This is a genomic window from Spiroplasma endosymbiont of Amphimallon solstitiale (assembly GCF_964030965.1).
In the GTDB taxonomy this organism is placed as follows: Bacteria; Bacillota_I; Bacilli_A; order Mycoplasmatales; family VBWQ01; genus Spiroplasma_E.
Genome location: NZ_OZ034999.1, coordinates 2,099,210 through 2,118,897 on the forward strand (window position 1 = coordinate 2,099,210; position 19,688 = coordinate 2,118,897).

Consider the following 19,688-nt stretch of genomic DNA (forward strand, 5'->3'; position numbering starts at 1 on the left):
TATTAAACATTATTTATCTTTAAAAACTTTTTTAAAAATATAATCAACATTTATTAAAAAAATATTATTATTACAACATTCATTTAACTGTTCACTAGTTAAATATTGATTAATACTATTCTTTATTAATACATCTTTAAAATTAATCATTTTATTTTGTGCTTCTAAAGTGCACTTTTGAATAAAATCATAAGCAATTTCACGTGTTATTTTTGGATTATTTTTAATAATAGCCAATAAAACTACTTGTGAAAAATAAAGTTCATTAGCTTTAGCAATATTATTTGCCATGGCACTAGTATTAATTACTAAATTATCTAAAATATTTGTCATTCTATTAATAATAAAATCTAATATATGATAAATATCAGGTAACATAATGCGTTCATTAGAACTATGTGAGATATCACGTTCATACCATAATAAATTATTCTCATATACTATACTATTATAACTTCGAACTAATCTTGCTAAACCACAAATATTTTCAGAACCAATTGGATTTTTTTTATGTGGCATTGAACTTGAACCTTTTTGTGAAATAGAAAATCCTTCTAAAAGTTCATTAACTTCGCTACGTTGACTCAAACGAATTTCTAAAGCTATTTTTTCAATTGTTGTAGCAATTGAACTTAATTGTGTAATTAAAAAAATCAAACGATCACGTTGTACTACCTGGGTAGCACAACTGTCAACTTCCATTTTTCATTTTTTGGCAATAAATTCACTAACTTTTGGCGAAATATGAACAAAATTACCCATAGCACCCGTAATCTTAATAACTTCAACTTGTTTTCTTGCTAATTCCAACCTTACTAACTGTCTATTTATTTCATCGTATCATAAAGCAAATTTTAATCCTAATGAAGTTGGTTCACCAAAAATACCATGACTGCGACCAATTACTAATTGATTTTTATATTTAAACGCTAACTCTTTTAATTTCAATTGTAAAGTAATTAAAGCTTTTTCAATAATTTCATTTGAAAATTTTATTTGTAGATTTTGGACACTATCAACCATATCAGTTGAAGTTAAACCATAATGAATCCAACGACTTTCAGTTTTTAAGTTAGCACTTAACATTCTAGTAAAAGCAACTACATCATGCTTAGTTTCTAATTCTAATTTATTCATTAATTCAATATCTAACTTAGCATTTTTTTTAATTAATTGAAAATCTTTAAGAGGAATTATATTTAAATGTTGTAATGATTCACAAACATCAATTTGAAAATTCATTCATAAGTTTAAACGATTTTTCATATTTCAAATATTAGTCATTGCTTTTGTTTCGTAACGTTTAATCATTTTTACCCCTTAATAAATATAGTTTGTTTACGATCTGAACCAACAGAAAATATTCTAATTGGAACACCCACCAACTCACTAATTTTTTTTAAATAATTTTTAGCATTTTCTGGTAATTCATCATAACTAGTAATATTAGTAATATCTTCATTTCATCCAGGCATAGTAATAAAATGTGGTTGACATTTATTAAAGTTATTAATTTGAGAAGGTATGTATCTAATTATTTCGCCATTTAAAGTATAATGCGTACAAATGCTTAATGTTTCAATCCCAGTAAGCACGTCTAACAACATAATAGCTAAACTAGTAAATCCATTAATTTGTGCACTATACTTAGCAATAACTGCATCAAATCATCCAATTCTTCTTGGTCTTTTTGAAACTGTGCCATATTCATTACCAGTCATACGAATATAATCTGCTAATTTACCAAAAACTTCACTAGGAAACGCACCAGCACCAACTCTTGTACTGTATGCTTTAGTTACACCAATAATTTCATTAATTGCTTTTAAAGAAATACCTGAACCAATAGCAATTGAACTAGCACTTGGATTAGAAGATGTTACAAAAGGATATGTACCATGATCTAAATCTAATAAAGTACCTTGTGCTCCTTCAAATAATATCTTTTTATTTCTAACTAATTGTTCATTTAAAAATTGACCAGTATCAATAATTAAATCTTTAAAGTATGGTAGTAATTCTAATAAACGATTATATATTGTTTGCGCATTAAATTCTTTTTCATATCCATAAACATTTTTTAATATTTTATTTTTAATTAACAAATTATCAGTAATCAATTCTAATAGCCGATCCTTATCTAATAAATCGCCTATTCGAATTCCAATCCGATTAACTTTATCAGCATAACAAGGTCCAATTCCTTTTTTAGTAGTGCCAATAGCTTTATCACCCTTAATTTTTTCTTCATATTCATCAAATGCTAAATGATAAGGTAAAATAATATGAGCACGATCAGAAATTCGTAAATTTTGACAACTAAAACCAGCAGCTTTTAAATATTCAATTTCAGAAACTAATTTTTCTGGATTAACAACACAACCATTAGCAATAACACAATATGAATCTTTATTAAAGATACCAGAAGGAATAATACTTAATTTATATTTTTGATGATCAAAAACAATTGTATGTCCGGCATTATCACCACCACTTCAACGAACAATAACATCAGAATTTTGACTATAATAGTCAGTTATTTTACCTTTTCCTTCATCACCTCATTGACAACCAATAATAGCAGTAGTTTTAAATGGTTTTGGTTGATCAATTTTTGATATTAAAATATTTTTAGTATTGACAATTTTATTAGTAATTTTTTGATTTTCTTCTTTTATTATATGTTTTGATTTTTCAAAATCTACTTTCATCTTATTAATGATTGGCTTAAGAGTGTCAGTTTTTATTAATTGCGTTTTTACTTTAGTTGCTTTTTTTACATCTTTAACTTTTGGTTTAATAGTTTTATTAAGTTGTTCAACTTTAGTTTTTGCCTTTTCTATTGTTGGTTTGATTATATTTTTTTTTGCTTTCATATTGTCTCCTTTATACTCAAAAAAAGTATTTATAAATTTATAAATTAATTATATAATTATTTAATAATGATTATCAAAATATTGTTATTAAAATAAACTAGTAAAGGAAACTTAAAAAATGAAATGAAATTTTGATAATGACAGTTTTCAAAATAATAATAATGATGATTTTGACAAACTTTGTCCTATTTGTAAGCAAAAATTACTAGAAGCAAAACTTGAAAAAATAAATGAAATAAATCAATATCAGCAAACACAAAATGATATTTTATTAATTGAAGAAATAAAAAAAGAATTAGAAAAAATTAAAAAAGAAAAAGAAACACAACTTTATGTTTACTTATGTAGAAAACATAAAAATGAAAATATTCTTTAATATTTTTATAATATATTAATTATTTTTTATTATATTTATTCATAATATTTTCAAATTTACTATCAGTAGTTCAACTACTAATGCTTTCTACAAAAAATTGTTTATGATCTTTTATATTCTTTAACTCATCATTACTAAACTTACTCAAAACTCAATCAGCCGTGTTAAAATTAGGATTTTTACCAACACCAATTCTTAATCTTTGAAAATCTTTACTACCAATTTGATTAAAAATACTTTTAATTCCATTATGACCAGCAGCACTAAATTTTTGTTTGTATTGAAATTGACCAAAATTTAAATCAACTTCATCGTGAATAATTAACACGTTTTCAATTTTAATTTTAAAATAATTCATAAAATTTGAAACACAAAAACCTGATAAGTTCATAAAAGTTAATGGTTTCAAAAAAATAACATCAGTGCCGTTAACAACAGTTTTAACATATTGACCATTAAATTTAGTTTGATTAATTTTTAATTGTAATGTTTCACAAATCATATCGATAATAATAAAACCAATATTATGACGTGTCAATTCATACTCTTTACCTGGGTTTCCTAATCCAATAACTAATTTCATCTACTTTAAATTTCCTCTTTATTATTTTTTACTATTTTTTTTATTAATTCATTTGTTTTATCATCATAAACTTTCGTTAATGATTTATTATTAATTGAAGCATCAATCATTTTTGCAATGAAATCAGCAATTGAAATAATTTTTAAGCCATTAAATTTTTTTTCTTCAGAAATTTCAATAGTATTAGTAATAACAACTTCCTTAATAATTCCATCAATAACAGCTTGTTTCAAATTTTTTGAAGCTTGACCACTAAAAATACCATGAGTAGCTAAAATATAAACTGATTTTGCACCATGTTCTTTAATAGCTTTTGCTGCATTAATAATAGTACCACCTGTATCAATCATATCATCAATAATAATAGCATTCTTTTCTTTAACATCTCCTAATACAAACTTAACTTGACTTTGATTAGGAGTTGTTCTTCTTTTATCAATAATTGCCAAAGGTACACTTAAATAATTACCTAATCTTCGAGCACGAGTAACACCACCATGATCTGGAGATACAACAACTAAATTAGTTAAATTTTCTTCAATTAAATAAGATGCTAAATCTTGAGTTGCTCGTAAATCATCAACAGGAACATCAAAAAATCCTTGTTCTTGTGGTGAATGTAAATCAACAGTAATAACACGATCAACACCTGCAACAGTTAATAAATTTGCAACAAGTTTACAAGTAATAGGTTGTCTACCACCTTGTTTTCGATCTTGACGAGCATAACCAAAATAAGGAATTACTACATGAATTTTGGCAGCAGATGCACGAACTAAAGCATCAACAAAAATTAATAATTCCATTAAATTATCATTAGTTGGCGGCGAAGTTGATTGGATAATATATATCACTTTCCCTCGTACTGATGTTATAGATTGAATGTTAAATTCACCATCAGCAAAACGACTAATTTCTGCTTTTCCAGGTTCAATATTAAGTTTTTTACAAACTTCTTGTGTAAATTTTTGACTAGCACTTAAACCAAAAACTACAATGTTTTCTACATTATTCATTAAATCCTCCTTTACATGTTTCTAAAAAATTATAATTATAATTTCATTATACAATGTTTATTACAATTTAAGTATATTAAATTTAAAGACTATTAATTAAAAATAATTAATAAAAAGTTATATCTTTTGCAAGAAAAAATAAAATCATTATAATAGTTAACGGATAATAAATATTTAAAAATATGTTTATTAATAAACAAGGATTATTGCTGAGGTGTTTTATATACTTATTATCCACATTCTAATATCATTAATTTTAATAATTATTCTGAAAGGTATTTATTATTAATAATAGTAAATAACTGGTAAAACATTGAAAATGTTAATTCTTCAGATCTTATTGTTAATGATCAAGATAAGTCGTTAATTAAATTAACGGCTTTTTCTTTGCTATTTAAATAAATACCCAAATTGTTAACTAATGTTTTTCTCTTATTAACAAAGCAACTTCTTACAAATTTTCAAAATAATTGTGGTTCATCAAGTTGAAATTTAGGATTTACTTTAAAATAAACAACACTACTTGTGACATTAGGTATCGGAGTAAAATTATTAGGACTAACATCAAAAATAATTTTAACATCACAATAAAATTGACACATAACAGAAAGATTATTATATACTTTAGTTTTGGGTTTAGCACAAAATCTTTGTGCAACTTCTTTTTGCATCATTAATGTAAATGAATCAAATAATTCAATATTTTCTAATAATTTTAAAACAATTTGTGAAGTAATATAATAAGGCAAATTTGCAATTACATGAATTTTTTGATTTATTGCAAATTCTTCATTAATGATTTTTTTTAAATCTAAATTTAAAAAATCATCATTTATAATTTTTAAATTTTTGTATTCATTTAACTCTTTTTCTAAAACAGGAATTAATTTTTTGTCAATTTCAATTGTCAAAACTTTTTGCGCAGTGCTGAGTAATTTATTGGTTAAATGACCAATGCCCGCTCCAATTTCAACAATGCCATCTTCATCTTTAAAATTACTAGTTTTAACAATTTTATCAATTATATTATTATTAATTAAAAAGTTTTGTCCAAACTTTTTAACTGCATGTAAGTCGTATTTTTTCAATATTTTTTTTGGATTTTCCATTATTATTCTCCAATTCACATTTTTAGTTAATTATATACTAGTAATAATTAAATAAATAGTTAGCCAACTAATCATATATGCTAAATTTACTACTAGCAAATCTACATGTGGTAATATTAACATATATCAACTTAATAAATAAATATTAATTTGAGTGGGAAAAGGAGATGATTTTTATATGGCAACAAAAATAGAGGTTGCTAATGACGGACACAATAACCAAGACGTTAATATTGTTTCTCTAGATTTAGGAACAAGAAATTTAATTGTCAGAGTTAATGGAAGGGTTGTTTATAGTCAACCATCAGCAATTGTATTTGATACAGAAAACGGAGAAGTATTCATTGGTGAAGCTGCTTTATTAATGAAAGAAAAAACTCCAGCGAATAAAATTTTCAGAGAACCAATGGCTAATGGTGTTATTAGTGACAATAATGCTTTGATTGCTCTATTAACTGAAATTTTTACACAAATTATTGATGTGAAAGCTGAAAAAATTTGAGAAAATTCAGTAGCACTTGTAGCTATTCCATCTAAAGTTTATAAATTAGATAGAACTGTTTTACGTGAAATTCTACAAGGAAAAAAAGTAGCTAAAATTCCAATTTATAGTGATAAATTTCCCAATAGATATAATGCAAGTAATGAAAGCGTAATGAAAGCTGAAAAAATTGTTATTGTTCCTGAAGTAAAATTGGCAGCTATTGGTGCTGGGGAAGCACTTTGAGATGCTTCAGGAGTATTTATTCTTGATATTGGTGGTGGAACTTCTGACTGTGCCATTTTATCAAGTGGAGAAGTTATTGTTCAAGATTCAATTCCAATTGCTGGAAATGCTATTGAACGTAGTATTAAAGAACATTTTGAAAAAATGCACTATATATCTCTTAGCTCAATGGAGGCTGAAAAAACAAAAATTAGTGCTGGTATTTGAATAGATGGTGAAAAAGATAGTGAAAATAAAATTACTATCCATGGAAAAAGTACTAAAACTAAAAAACCTGAACAAATTACAGTTCCTAAGCAAGAAGTAGCTAGAGTAGTTACCGAAGCCTTTGAACCAATTGTTGCACTATGTAGTGACATTATTGATAAAGCTGGACCTGCCTTTTCAGAAATGATTATGAAAGACGGTTTAACTATCACTGGTGGGGGTGCTTTGCTTGAAAATATTACAACTTATCTAAAAAAACGACTAAATTTAGAACATGTGGTATCTGCTAATAATCCAAGAGAATGTGTAATTAGAGGAACTCAAGCCTATGAAACTCATAAACAAGATGTATATGAAAAAGGATTCATTAGACCAAGTAATTAAAATTCCAGGTGTGTAGAAGGAGGAAAAAAAATGGGATTATTTGATAAAAAACCCAAAGAAAACTTAAATAAAAAAAGTAATATTAAGTCTATTAATGACTACCAATGATTAGCTTTAGATGTCGGAACAGAAAACTTTAAAGCAAGGTATGTTAACATTGGACTTACATATGATGCTCCAACTTATCTTGCTGAAGACTATGAAAAAAATGTTATTTTTTATGGTGAAGAAGCTAAAGCTTTAATTGATAAAACAAATGAAAATGTTGTTATTAAACGTCCAGTTCGTGATGGTAATATTGCTGATCCAGATGCTTTACAACGTATCCTTGCTAAAATTTTTCAAGATTTTAGACTTGAAATTAAAGATTCAAAACAAGCTGATAAAAACCGTAATTTAATTGTTTTAATGGCAACACCAAGTGAAATTAATTCAGTACAAAGAGAAGCATTAGAAAATATAGTTCATCGTTTAGGAGCACTTCGTGGATTTGTTCAAGAAGAAGTTAAAATGGCAGCATTAGGTTCAGGCCAAGATATTTTTGGAACTGCAATTATGTGTGTTGATATTGGTGGGGGAAGTACTGATATTGCCGTACTTAGCAACGATTCAATCCTATATTCATATACAACACATTGTGCTGGAGACTATTTAACACAAAAAATTCAAGAATACATAGCTAAAAAGCATGCTTTAAAAATTGGTACTAAAGAAGCAGAAGATGTTAAAAAGAACATCGGTTCACTTCTTAAATATCAAGATGAAAAACCATACACTATTTCAGGTGTTTCATTACCTAGATTAGATTCTCAGCCAGGAGAAACAATGTCAATTTCTAAAACTATTGAAATTACACCAGAAGAAATTCGTGAAAATGTAATGCAAGTTCAATTTAGAGAACATGTTATTCCATCAATTCGTAGAGTACTAAGAACTTCTGGGGAAAAAGCTGCTGGTAGTGTTAGTGACTTAAAGAAAAAAGGTAAGGGAATCACAATTTGTGGTGGTGGAGCTTACATTAAAAAAATTGATGAATTTATTAAAGAAGAATTGGCTAAGGAATATTTCATCGAAGTTAAAGCTGAAAAAGGTACAAAACCAATTCGTCAAAAATATGAAGGAGATATCTTTGAAGTACGTGTTGCTCAAAATCCTTTAGATAATGTTATTGATGGTTGTGTAAAATATCGTGATACAATTTACAAACAATTAATAGCTGAACAAAATCCTAACCGCGAAATTCTAACAAAAGACGAAGATTTAGGATAAAAAATAAGTTTAAATAAAATGCACTTTTAAAATTTATAGAAGTGCATTTTTTACCTATATAAATAATAAATTACTACCTGAATTGTAAAATTAAAAAGGACACTTATATAAAAATTAAATTGTGTTAATTCTATAATTAAGAAAAGAAAGGAATTAGCACAATGTATAAGTATCTGACTATTGAATCAATAATAGCAATAAAAGAATATAAAAGTTATGGATTTTCGATTCGTAAAATAGCAAAAGCCATTGATTATAGTAAATCAACTGTACATAGAGTTTGTAGATTATTAAATCAAAACTTATTACCATTAGAAATATTGAATAAAATTCAAAAAAATAAACAAAATGCAGGTAGAAAATTAATAATTTTAACTTTAATAGAAATTAATACTATTAATCATTTGTTAATTACTAAAAATTATGCTCTTGATATAATTGCTAATTTTTTAAAGGAAAATAAAATAAAAAGTATTTCAACAAAAACTTTATATAACATGTTTAAAACAAATCGAATGGGTTTTGATGAAAATAACTTATTGAGAAAAGGAAAAAATAAACCTCACAAACAAAAAGAAACTAGGGGCAGAATTAATAATTGTAAGTCTATTCATGAAAGAAATTTAATCATTCCTAATATTAAAAATATAGAAGAATTTGGTCATTTAGAGGGTGATACTATCATTGGTAAAGATCATAAAAGTTCTATTATTACTTTAGCTGATATATGATCAAAAACCACAATTCCTTTAGCAACTAAAAATAATAAATCAGAAAATATTACAAAAAGTATAATAAAATTTATTTCAAAGTTACAAAAAGGAACAGTTAAAACTATTACTTTTGATCGTGGTAAAGAATTTAGTAAATGAAAATTAATCGAAAAAAATTGTAATGTTAAGATTTATTTTGCAGATCCTGGTAAACCTTGTCAAAGAGGTTTAAATGAAAATAATAATGGTATTTTAAGAAGATATTTACCAAAATCTACAGATCTATCTTCATATAAACAAAAAGATTTAAATACTATAGCATTTCAAATTAATTCTACACCCAGAAAATCACTATCTTATAAAAGACCAATAGATTTAATACAATTATTTTAAAAAACTGTCCCATTTATATTTACAATTCAGGATACTGCTAGTAAACCGTTACCTTTTCTTGATTTTAATCAATTAGCACATGATTTAACTAATACACGACTAGGAACTCAAAACAGTAATGTTGATTGAGAAAAATTATATAAAGATGTTGGTTTAAGTCAACTTGCTACTGAAACAGCAAAAAAAGAACAATTACGTTTTTATAATATTATGGCAGGAGTATATGGTAAAAATAACATTTTACGTTTAATGCAAAGTGTTACTCAAGCACCAATATCAAATAAAAATGTCGTTGCTTATAATCAATATTCTTATCTAATTAATAGTCAACGTCAAATTTATGGTCCAGTATTAAGGGCCAACCACCAAGTAGCTACTAAAGAAATTAGCGCAAACTATCAAGCGGGTTGATGAGCAACTAATAACATAATTAGTGTTAGTACTCATGAATATGGTCATGCTTTCGATAATTTTTTATCATTAACGGATGCTGATCGTAGTACGTTTAATAACAATTGAAATTGACCTAAAAATAATAAAATCGAAAATTGTTTACTTAATAAAAATATTTTTAAAATTAATAATGATTATTCATCTGTTTGAAGAGCACAAAATCACGTGATGAGTGCGCCAATTTCCTTTAATTTTGTAGAAAAGTAGTGGTATTAGTAAAATTAGCAAAAATATATTTTTATATGGTATTTTTAATATTAAAGAGGTGATTTTAAATGAATAAAATACAGTAAAAGAAATTTTAAATAATTTGTCTGATAAAGATTTTATTGAGATTTTTAGAGAAAATAAAACTAGAATTAAACAAATTGAAAAAAAAGAAAAATTTGAAGCAGTCGAACAAAAATTCAAAGAGAAAGGGATTCAATGTCCAGATTGTAGTTCTTTTTTGTGTACTAAATATGGTAGTAAAGATTATAAGCAAAGATATAAATGTAAAAGTTGTAATATTACTTTTCATGCTTTTAAAAATCATTATTTTTATTGAAGTCATTTATCTCATGATCAATGAGATTTATTGATACAAATAGCTACTTTAGGTCAATCTGCTTACATTATTTCTCAATTTATTAATACTACAAATAAAACTGCCTGATTTAATCGTCAAAAATTTATGAAATCAACACAATTAGTAAAAACACAAAATCAATTTGTAAAATTAAAAGCTAGAATTGAAGTTGACGAAACTTTTATCAAAGAAATTCATAAAGGAAACTTTAAAGATCCAAATGATCCAAGAAAACAATGAATTGAAGAAAATGCTAAAGATTTAAATTGTTGTATTCAAATGGCAATTGATGAAAACCGAAATATCTATGCTCAAACAACAAATACTAAAAGATTAAATAAAAAATGAGTACAAGAAAACTTAACATCGAAACTTATCGAAGAAAATTCAATTATAGTTTGTGATATGCAAGTATTATATGATACAGTAGCTAAACAAACTAAATCCACTATCCAGCAGTTTAAATCAAAAGAAAATAAAGAATTAAATTATAAAAAATTAAGTAATGTCAGTAAAATACAATCAAGTTTAAAAGAATTTATTACTCATTACCATGGCATTGGATTTACCAATATTCAAAATTACCTCAATTTATGGAAATGAAAATATCAACACTACGGATTAACCCCTTATCAAAAATCCAATGTGTTATATTTCAGTTTGTAAAAAAAATAAATCCCAAAATTTAATAAAATCAAATTTTAAGTCAAGTTGATGACTTTTTTTATTTTACCACTACTTTTCTACAAAATTAAAACCAATTTCTGATTGTAGTCAATTATTAATGGATTACTTAAATGATAAAGTTAATATTAGTAATAGTGATTATCAAAAAAGATTAGTATTCCCAATGATTATTGTGCAAAGTAATTATGGTCGTATGTTTTGAAGCCAAGCGAAACCTTATAAAAAGGTGAATTTTTTGCCGAAGCCTTTGCTGAATGATTATTAACGCCGCAATCTGGACGAGGGTGAAATTGAGAATTATTAAATGATTTTTTTATTAAAAAATTACCAACTTATTTATAAATTTTTCCATAAAATATTTTAATTAATAAACTTTTTTAATTCTTCTGTTTTTAAAATTCCTAAAATTTTATTAAAAGTAATATTATTTATACCAGTTAATCTTAATAATCTTGTATTTTTAATAGTTTTTAATTTATCAAATATCATAGATTTCCTATCTTTTTTAATTTTAATCATATTCTAAAAATTAAATTTTAATCCAAGAAGTCTATTATATAGAGAAACATGAAGCAATATTAATAAAGGAAAATTATATAAAATAATAACCTAAAAATAAAATAATATTTATTTTTTTACAAATTAATTATTATTAATAAGTTTTATTAATTTCTTTTGTCTAACAAAATAACCAATTAAAATTAAAACTCCAGGAATAACAAATGTTGTTAAACTAAATAAACCTGTTAAAAATAATCATTTTTCTTCAATAAAATAATTATTTAAACAAAGTAAAAAGGGAATCACTTGAAATAGTCCATAAATAATTATTAAAATAATAACTAGTGAAAAATAATTAAAAAATGTAAATATTCCATAAATAATACAATTAATAAGTAATATTATTGACATAATCATTCCAATTATTAAACCTATTTTAATAAAATTATTATTATTTATCATTTTTTCACTACTCCTTTTTTTACTTTATATAAAATTTTAATATAAAATGTTATAATATTATTATACTACTTATGGGAGAAAGATAATCTAATGCAAAAAATAAATATTTTGTTTAAAAATCAGATTCAAAAGAAAATTAAAGTAAATAATTTATTAAAACATAAAAATCAAATTGTATATTTTTATAATGTAATTATCTTTAAAACATATATATTAGTTTATTATTATTACTATAAATAAAAAACACAAACTTAAAATACTACCAATTGATAATAATATTATAAACTACTACTTTTTCATCTAAATTAATAATTTAACAAGTTAATATTATTAATTTTTTTAAAAAAATTCTTTAAAAGAATACTATAAAAATAGTAGGCACTGCTTATAAGAAAATAAATAACCTGAATTGTAAATATAAATGGGACAGTTTTTTAAAATAATTGTATTAAATCTATTGGTCTTTTATAAGATAGTGATTTTCTGGGTGTAGAATTAATTTGAAATGCTATAGTATTTAAATCTTTTTGTTTATATGAAGATAGATCTGTAGATTTTGGTAAATATCTTCTTAAAATACCATTATTATTTTCATTTAAACCTCTTTGACAAGGTTTACCAGGATCTGCAAAATAAATCTTAACATTACAATTTTTTTCGATTAATTTTCATTTACTAAATTCTTTACCACGATCAAAAGTAATAGTTTTAACTGTTCCTTTTTGTAACTTTGAAATAAATTTTATTATACTTTTTGTAATATTTTCCTTTAATTTTGTAGAAAAGTAATGATACATGATAAAGTGTTATTTTTAGAGAATTTTTACACTAAATAATGTTACTTTTAACAAATTTTTAATTAAAAATAATATTTTAAGTGTAAATCGATGAATAATTTTTGGTCATCCATACTTTTCTACATAATTAAAAATATTTTCTGATTTATTATTTTTAGTTGCTAAAGGAATTGTGGTTTTTGATCATATATCAGCTAAAGTAATAATAGAACTTTTATGATCTTTACCAATGATAGTATCACCCTCTAAATGACCAAATTCTTCTATATTTTTAATATTAGGAATGATTAAATTTCTTTCATGAATAGACTTACAATTATTAATTCTGCCCCTAGTTTCTTTTTGTTTGTGAGGTTTATTTTTTCCTTTTCTCAATAAGTTATTTTCATCAAAACCCATTCGATTTGTTTTAAACATGTTATATAAAGTTTTTGTTGAAATACTTTTTATTTTATTTTCCTTTAAAAAATTAGCAATTATATCAAGAGCATAATTTTTAGTAATTAACAAATGATTAATAGTATTAATTTCTATTAAAGTTAAAATTATTAATTTTCTACCTGCATTTTGTTTATTTTTTTGAATTTTATTCAATATTTCTAATGGTAATAAGTTTTGATTTAATAATCTACAAACTCTATGTACAGTTGATTTACTATAATCAATGGCTTTTGCTATTTTACGAATCGAAAATCCATAACTTTTATATTCTTTTATTGCTATTATTGATTCAATAGTCAGATACTTATACATTGTGCTAATTCCTTTCTTTTCTTAATTATAGAATTAACACAATTTAATTTTTATATAAGTGTCCTTTTTAATTTTACAATTCAGGTTTTAAAAAAATAAAAAAATACATTTTTAAATTTCAAAAATATTTTTTATTGATTAAAATGTATTTTTTATATTTAAAATTATTATTTTAACTGTATAAAAAGTATAAGCCATTAATTATTTTAAAAGTAATAACTTTAACTTTATATAAAAAAAATACAAATTAAAAAACTAATTGTTTTTTAATTTGTTCACTAATTTCTTTACTTTCTAAAACTTCAATTAACTTTAAACCAAATTCAAATGCAGCACCAATTGATTTTCCAGTTATAATATTATTATCAACTACTACTTTTTCATCTAAAATAATACTTTTATTTAAACCAATATTAGTGCCTGGATAATGCGTAATTTTTTTGTTATCTATTAAATTTAATTGCCCTAAAATTTGGGGTGCTGCACAAATAGCAGCAATAAACTTATTACTATCTTTAGCAAAAATAACTAACATTGATTTTAATAATTCATTTTTGCTTAAGTTTTCTACTCCAATTTTACCACCCGGTAAAATTAGCATCTTATAACTTAACAAATCAATATCACTGATTTTCTTTTCACATAAAATAAAAACATTATGACTTGATTTGATTTTTAAGTCATTTTCAATACTTACTAAATCAATAATAATATTAGCCCTTCTTAATAGATCAATAGTAATTATTACTTCACCCATTTCATAGCCTGTTGCTAAAAAAATAGCTACTTTAAACTTCTCATTATTACTCATTATTTCTTTTCAATTCATTATTTAATTTAAAAACATTAATAGCATTTTCCCTAGTTGCATTAATAATACTTTGTTTTGGGATCTTCTTTAATTCAGCTATTTTATTAACTGTAAATATTATATTTTCTGGATGATTAATTGTTAATCCATTTTTGGGATTTTTGCCTCTTTTTGGTTCAGGAGTTAAATATGGCGCATCTGTTTCAACTAATATTTTATTAATTGGTATATTTTTTGCTACCTCTTGTAACTTCAAAGCATTTTTATATGTCACATTACCTGCAAAAGAAATATAAAAACCTTGTTTTATAAATTTTTCAGCTATTACTTTTGTTCCTGTAAAACAATGAAGAACACCATTAGTAATATTTTCTTTTTTAATAATTTCAAAAGCATCTTCAAAAGCATTACGAATATGTAATAATACAGGTAATTTATGTTCTTTAGCTAATTTTAGTTGTTCAATAAATCATTTTTTTTGCAATTGTGGTTCTGTAAATTTATGATAATAATCTAATCCAATTTCACCAATAGCAACTACTTTACCGGTTGCTATTAATTTTTTCAATTCTGAAATAGTATTACTATCGCAAGTATTTACTTCTGTTGAATGAATACCTACAGCTGCATAAAGATTAGGAATTTTTTTTTCACTCTCAAATTCATAAATTTGACTAACAGCTTGCTTACTAGTATTTAAGTCAAAACCAACATTACAAATACTACCAATACTATCACCTGCTGAATAAGCATCAGTTAATAATTTTAATATTTCTGTTTCATCATAATGTTTTGACATTAAATGACAATGAGTATCAAAAATTCCATTATTAGCCATATATTTTACCTTCCCTTTTATTTTCCTAAACAAAATCTTTTAAAAATTTCATCTAATAAATCAGTTTCAAATTTTTTACCTTGCATTTCTAAAATCTTATTTCATGCAGTTTGTAAGTGAACAATAATTAAGTCTATCGAAATATTCTTTTTTAAATCTTTTAATGCTTCTGAAATACTAAGTTCAATTTCATCCAAATATGCTAATTGTCTTGTATTCGCAAAAAGTAATTCTTTATCAAAATTAATTTCAGTAGTTACAATTTTATTTTTTATTCCTAAAATTAGATTTTCAATTTCGCCCATTATTGCACTAACTTTTACCACATTAAAATTATTTTTAATGTCTAATTTTAATTTTAACCTTAAATCGGTTTTATTAATAGCAATAAGGTAATTTTTATGTTTTATTTTTTCTAATAATTGTTTATCCTCAATACTTAAATCTTTTGAACCATCAAGTACTAATATTATTAAATCTGCTTCGTTTAAAGCCTTATGTGATTTATCAATACCTGCTTTTTCGATATCATTTAAAGTATGACGTATACCTGCTGTATCAATTAAATTTAAACTAATATCACCCAAATTAATTTTGCCTTCTACCAGATCTCTTGTTGTTCCTTCTTCATTAGAAACAATAGCTTTATCTTCATTTAAAAGCACATTTAATAGGGAAGATTTTCCAACATTAGGTTTTCCAATAATAACTGTATTAATTCCCTCTTTTATAGTTTTAGTAATTTTACTATGTTCTTTAATAACTTTTATTTTATTTAAAAATTTTTCAACTAAAGGAATAACATTATTAATTGTTTTTTCCTCAACTCCATCGTATTCAGGATAATCAATATTAACTGTTATATTAGCAATTAAAGTTAGTAATTCTGAAGATAATTCATCAATTAGTACTCTTGTTTTACCACTTAAACTATTAATAGCGGTTTTTAAAATAGTATTATTTTCAGCCATAATTAAATCATTAATAGCTTCTGCTTCAATTAAATCAATTTTATCATTTAAATAAGCTCTTCTCGTAAATTCTCCTCTTGTTGCCATTCTCATACCTGTAGATAGTAATAATTGCAAAATTTTTTGTGTTATTAGCACTCCACCATGACAATTAATTTCAATTGTATCTTCACCTGTAAAAGATTTGGGAACGCGATAACATGCCAAAACAACTTGATCAATTTTATTCTTATTATGATCAATAATATATCCTGTTATTAAAGTGTGACCTTTTTGATTTAAAATATCTTTATCAAAAACCTTATTTAATAACTCATAAGTATCTTTTCCTGAAATTCTAATAATACTGATTGCTTGATTTAAAGGTGCAGTTGCAATTGCAGTAATAGTATCATTTAACATTTTTTCCTCTTTTCATTTAAACAATCTAAGATTTTAAATCTTAGATTACTCTAATTTTCCAATCTAATTACTACATGACGGTTATAACCTATACCTTCAGAAAAACTTGATATTCCTTCAATATTTTTAACTATTTCATGTATAATTTTTCTTTGTTTATTAGGCATTGATTCAAAATGAAACATTTCTTTACTTATTCTTATTTTTTTTATAATTTCATATATTCTAATTTTTAAATTTTGTTTTTGAATATTTAAATAATTATTAACATTTATTACTATTTGATAGTTTCTTTTAAATTTTGTTTCTAAATAAGTATGTAAAGCACTAATTGTATAACCTTTTTTGCCAATTAAAATTGAATTTTTATTCTTACAATTAATATTAATATAAAATTTATTGCCATTTAATATTATTTCTTCTTGATAATTTTTTATATTAAAAAGTTCCAATAAATCATGTCATTTATCATTCAAATAATTTTTAATATCATTTTCGTTAAAAATAAAAATTTTAGTAATGGTTTTAAATAAACGTTTTTCTATACCTAATTTTATATAAAATGTCTTGGGTGGTAAATTTTTAATAGTTTTTTCTAAATCAATATTTTTTTTAAATGATTTAATTTCCATCTTTTTTTCTCCACAATATAATAAATTACTTATTTTTTTTAGGTTGAACAACTATTTCAGATTTTGTAAATATCTTTTTAATCTTACTTGAAAATGGTGTACTAATTGTACCATTTTTTTTATAACGACTACGTTTATGTTTATTATAGTAATGAAAACCAAGAGTTTGAAATATTTGTAATATTCCAGAAATAATTCAATAAATGCCTAATCCTGAAGGAGCAACACATACATAAAATAAAAACATAAAAATTATAACGCTTTGAATAATAACTTGTTTTTTTAATGCAGCTTTTGCTTCTTTAGTTTTAATCTTCTGTCGTGAACGATTTAAAAACATCGGTAATAACATAGAAACTAATTGTGTTGGTATATATATAACAATAATTATTAAATACATAAATTGGCCATGGGTAACCATAGTTCATGGTTGTTCAACTAAACTAATAGCACCAACAACAGTATTTTTTAATAAATTAGTTGATTTCATAACAGTAAACATAGCTGTTAAGAAAGGAAGTGATAAAAACATTGGAATAAAAGCAGCCATTGGATTTATTCCTTCTTTTTTATAAATAGCCATTAATTCCATTTGTTGTTTTTGTTTTGCACTTGGATCACGTGAATGTTTATATTTGGCTTGAATTTCGGAAGTTTTCATTTGCACTGATTGCATTTTTTCCTGATTTTGTTGGGCTTTAAAAGTAAATACTAATGTAATAAGTTTAATAATTAACGTTGTAAAAATAATAGCAAAAATAACACTTACTGATCAATATTTTGAATTTACATCAACTCCACCACTTAATCTAGCAGAAATACTAACTAAGATTCAAGCAATTGGATAAACAAACATTCCAAAGAACGGTGATTTAGTTTGCGTTCAAGCTTCACTTCATGTTCTAATCCCTGTAAATCCATATTCATAAATATTATTACCATTAAAATGAAAAATGTGATTTTTTGCTACATCACTGTTACCAATAAGTAATTCAAAAAAAACAGCCGCTACATTATATCTTTGAAAATCATAAGCTGAAATAACATCACTAGTTGCAACATTAGGATCACCCATAGTCTGACCACAACCTCAAAGTGTTGACATCAATAAAAAAGTCCCTAAAATAATTTTAGTTCATTTTCATGTTATTTTTAATCAAACGTTTTTTTTCTGTTGTTCAGGAAATAAAAACTTTTTATATTGCATTAAATTTACTCTCCTATAATGGGATTTTCATTAAAAGATGTAATAAAGAACTAAGATTTTCTTCATATGTATTAGATAAATAATTTTTTCTAATCATAATTACTATATCTACTGGTCAATCTTTTTTAATATCTACTAACATTCCTCGTACTTGACGTTTAATCTTATTACGTGCAAAAGCAAAACGAACTAGTTTTTTTCCTACTGATACACCTACTCGTATAGTCTCAAAATCTACTCTATTCATATAATAGATAAAAAATTGACCATTTGAAATACTTTTTCCTTCATTAATTAAATATTTAAAATGATGATTTTTCAAAAGGCGGTATTTTTTTTCCATATTTTGTTCACCTTATTTTATTTTTTAAACTATGCTGTTAATTTTTTACGTCCTCTTTGACGTCTTCTTTTAATAACATTAATCCCTGTTGCAGATTTCATTCTTGCAAAAAAACCATGAGTTTTTTGATGTTTTCTCTTACTTGGTTGATATGTCGGTTTCATTTTTTTCTCCTTTTTTTAAAAATTCTAATAAAAAATCATTAAGAGTATTCTAACATAATATTTATATCTTAACAAATTATTCCTTTAATTTTGTAGAAAAGTAATGATACATGATAAAGTGTTATTTTTAGAGAATTTTTACACTAAATAATGTTACTTTTAACAAATTTTTAATTAAAAATAATATTTTAAGTGTAAATTGATGAATAATTTTTGGTCATCCATACTTTTCTACATAATTAAAAAATTATTCTGTTTATTTTTAATAAAAACAATATTAGTTTAACAAAAAAATAAATCATTTATAATATTAAATAATAAATATTATTTTTTTTATTTTTTTTATTTTTTTTAAAAGTATAATACAGATTATAATTATAAAAAAGTTATCAACATTAATCCACAATTTATCCACAATAATTATATTAATTAAAGAGGTTTTTAAA

The 19,688-nt window shown here is 24.0% G+C and carries 21 protein-coding genes and 1 pseudogene; 6 read left to right on the plus strand and 16 right to left on the minus strand.

Features of this window, described 5'->3' with window-relative positions; all coding sequences use genetic code 4:
* Positions 1 to 9: 9 nt before the first annotated feature.
* Both purB and AAHH39_RS13035 read right to left on the minus strand, forming a co-directional pair.
* On the minus strand, positions 10 to 1,311 hold the full coding sequence (gene purB / locus AAHH39_RS13030; RefSeq protein ID WP_342218390.1) for an adenylosuccinate lyase: 1,302 nt from the start codon (positions 1,309 to 1,311) through the stop codon (positions 10 to 12).
* A 2-nt stretch (positions 1,312 to 1,313) separates the two neighbouring features.
* Positions 1,314 to 2,876 carry an adenylosuccinate synthase gene (locus tag AAHH39_RS13035; protein ID WP_342218391.1) on the minus strand — a complete coding sequence of 521 codons (1,563 nt, stop codon included), beginning with the start codon at positions 2,874 to 2,876 and terminating at the stop codon, positions 1,314 to 1,316.
* A 118-nt stretch (positions 2,877 to 2,994) separates the two neighbouring features.
* Here AAHH39_RS13035 and AAHH39_RS13040 point away from each other — a divergent pair, with 118 nt between their 5' ends.
* Entirely contained in the window at positions 2,995 to 3,252 is a 258-nt protein-coding gene (locus AAHH39_RS13040; RefSeq protein ID WP_342218392.1) for a hypothetical protein, read from the plus strand.
* A 19-nt stretch (positions 3,253 to 3,271) separates the two neighbouring features.
* Here AAHH39_RS13040 and pth read toward each other — a convergent pair whose 3' ends face one another.
* From pth to rsmA, 3 genes are all read right to left on the minus strand, one after another.
* Entirely contained in the window at positions 3,272 to 3,835 is a 564-nt protein-coding gene (pth, locus tag AAHH39_RS13045; RefSeq protein ID WP_342218393.1) for an aminoacyl-tRNA hydrolase, read from the minus strand.
* A 5-nt stretch (positions 3,836 to 3,840) separates the two neighbouring features.
* On the minus strand, positions 3,841 to 4,851 hold the full coding sequence (locus tag AAHH39_RS13050) for a ribose-phosphate pyrophosphokinase (protein WP_342218394.1): 1,011 nt from the start codon (positions 4,849 to 4,851) through the stop codon (positions 3,841 to 3,843).
* 263 nt (positions 4,852 to 5,114) lie between these two features.
* A complete protein-coding gene (gene rsmA / locus AAHH39_RS13055) occupies positions 5,115 to 5,960 on the minus strand; it encodes a 16S rRNA (adenine(1518)-N(6)/adenine(1519)-N(6))-dimethyltransferase RsmA (RefSeq protein WP_342218395.1) in 846 nt (281 codons plus the stop codon).
* Between the two features lie 178 nt (positions 5,961 to 6,138).
* Here rsmA and AAHH39_RS13060 point away from each other — a divergent pair, with 178 nt between their 5' ends.
* The 5 genes from AAHH39_RS13060 to AAHH39_RS13080 all read left to right on the plus strand — a co-directional run bounded on the left by AAHH39_RS13060 (position 6,139) and on the right by AAHH39_RS13080 (position 11,340).
* Positions 6,139 to 7,278, plus strand: a complete 1,140-nt coding sequence (locus AAHH39_RS13060) for a rod shape-determining protein (protein WP_342218396.1) — start codon at positions 6,139 to 6,141, stop codon at positions 7,276 to 7,278.
* 30 nt (positions 7,279 to 7,308) lie between these two features.
* On the plus strand, positions 7,309 to 8,547 hold the full coding sequence (locus AAHH39_RS13065; protein WP_342218397.1) for a rod shape-determining protein: 1,239 nt from the start codon (positions 7,309 to 7,311) through the stop codon (positions 8,545 to 8,547).
* Positions 8,548 to 8,708: 161 nt separating this feature from the next.
* Positions 8,709 to 9,653, plus strand: coding sequence for an IS30 family transposase (locus AAHH39_RS13070; protein ID WP_342217458.1), 945 nt, complete (start codon positions 8,709 to 8,711; stop codon positions 9,651 to 9,653).
* Positions 9,654 to 9,863: 210 nt separating this feature from the next.
* A complete protein-coding gene (locus AAHH39_RS13075; RefSeq protein WP_342218398.1) occupies positions 9,864 to 10,313 on the plus strand; it encodes a hypothetical protein in 450 nt (149 codons plus the stop codon).
* 103 nt (positions 10,314 to 10,416) lie between these two features.
* Complete coding sequence (locus tag AAHH39_RS13080; RefSeq protein WP_342218399.1) at positions 10,417 to 11,340, plus strand: transposase-like zinc-binding domain-containing protein; 924 nt, start codon at positions 10,417 to 10,419, stop codon at positions 11,338 to 11,340.
* Positions 11,341 to 11,721: 381 nt separating this feature from the next.
* Here the strand turns inward: AAHH39_RS13080 and AAHH39_RS13085 are convergent, their stop codons facing one another.
* The 11 genes and pseudogenes from AAHH39_RS13085 to rpmH form a co-directional block, all read right to left on the minus strand.
* The gene (locus AAHH39_RS13085) at positions 11,722 to 11,850 is read right to left on the minus strand and encodes a hypothetical protein (protein ID WP_342218400.1); all 129 of its coding nucleotides are present in this window, start codon (positions 11,848 to 11,850) and stop codon (positions 11,722 to 11,724) included.
* Between the two features lie 153 nt (positions 11,851 to 12,003).
* Positions 12,004 to 12,324, minus strand: coding sequence for a hypothetical protein (locus AAHH39_RS13090; RefSeq protein WP_342218401.1), 321 nt, complete (start codon positions 12,322 to 12,324; stop codon positions 12,004 to 12,006).
* A 434-nt stretch (positions 12,325 to 12,758) separates the two neighbouring features.
* Entirely contained in the window at positions 12,759 to 13,121 is a 363-nt protein-coding gene (locus tag AAHH39_RS13095; RefSeq protein WP_342218402.1) for an IS30 family transposase, read from the minus strand.
* Between the two features lie 141 nt (positions 13,122 to 13,262).
* Positions 13,263 to 13,874: pseudogene (locus tag AAHH39_RS13100) on the minus strand (IS30 family transposase); the annotation flags it as partial.
* 247 nt (positions 13,875 to 14,121) lie between these two features.
* Positions 14,122 to 14,703, minus strand: coding sequence for a DJ-1 family glyoxalase III (locus AAHH39_RS13105; protein WP_342218404.1), 582 nt, complete (start codon positions 14,701 to 14,703; stop codon positions 14,122 to 14,124).
* Positions 14,678 to 15,523 (minus strand): TatD family hydrolase, encoded by an 846-nt coding sequence (locus AAHH39_RS13110; protein WP_342218405.1) that lies wholly within the window; start codon positions 15,521 to 15,523, stop codon positions 14,678 to 14,680. Before AAHH39_RS13110 ends, AAHH39_RS13105 begins: the two co-directional genes overlap by 26 nt.
* Positions 15,524 to 15,540: 17 nt before the next feature.
* Entirely contained in the window at positions 15,541 to 16,896 is a 1,356-nt protein-coding gene (mnmE, locus tag AAHH39_RS13115) for a tRNA uridine-5-carboxymethylaminomethyl(34) synthesis GTPase MnmE (RefSeq protein WP_342218406.1), read from the minus strand.
* Between the two features lie 50 nt (positions 16,897 to 16,946).
* Positions 16,947 to 17,528, minus strand: a complete 582-nt coding sequence (locus AAHH39_RS13120) for a protein jag (RefSeq protein WP_342218407.1) — start codon at positions 17,526 to 17,528, stop codon at positions 16,947 to 16,949.
* 25 nt (positions 17,529 to 17,553) lie between these two features.
* Complete coding sequence (gene yidC, locus AAHH39_RS13125) at positions 17,554 to 18,633, minus strand: membrane protein insertase YidC (RefSeq protein ID WP_342218408.1); 1,080 nt, start codon at positions 18,631 to 18,633, stop codon at positions 17,554 to 17,556.
* 115 nt (positions 18,634 to 18,748) lie between these two features.
* Positions 18,749 to 19,078, minus strand: a complete 330-nt coding sequence (gene rnpA / locus AAHH39_RS13130; RefSeq protein WP_174481422.1) for a ribonuclease P protein component — start codon at positions 19,076 to 19,078, stop codon at positions 18,749 to 18,751.
* A gap of 29 nt (positions 19,079 to 19,107) precedes the next feature.
* Positions 19,108 to 19,242, minus strand: a complete 135-nt coding sequence (gene rpmH, locus AAHH39_RS13135) for a 50S ribosomal protein L34 (RefSeq protein WP_174481423.1) — start codon at positions 19,240 to 19,242, stop codon at positions 19,108 to 19,110.
* Positions 19,243 to 19,688 lie beyond the last annotated feature (446 nt).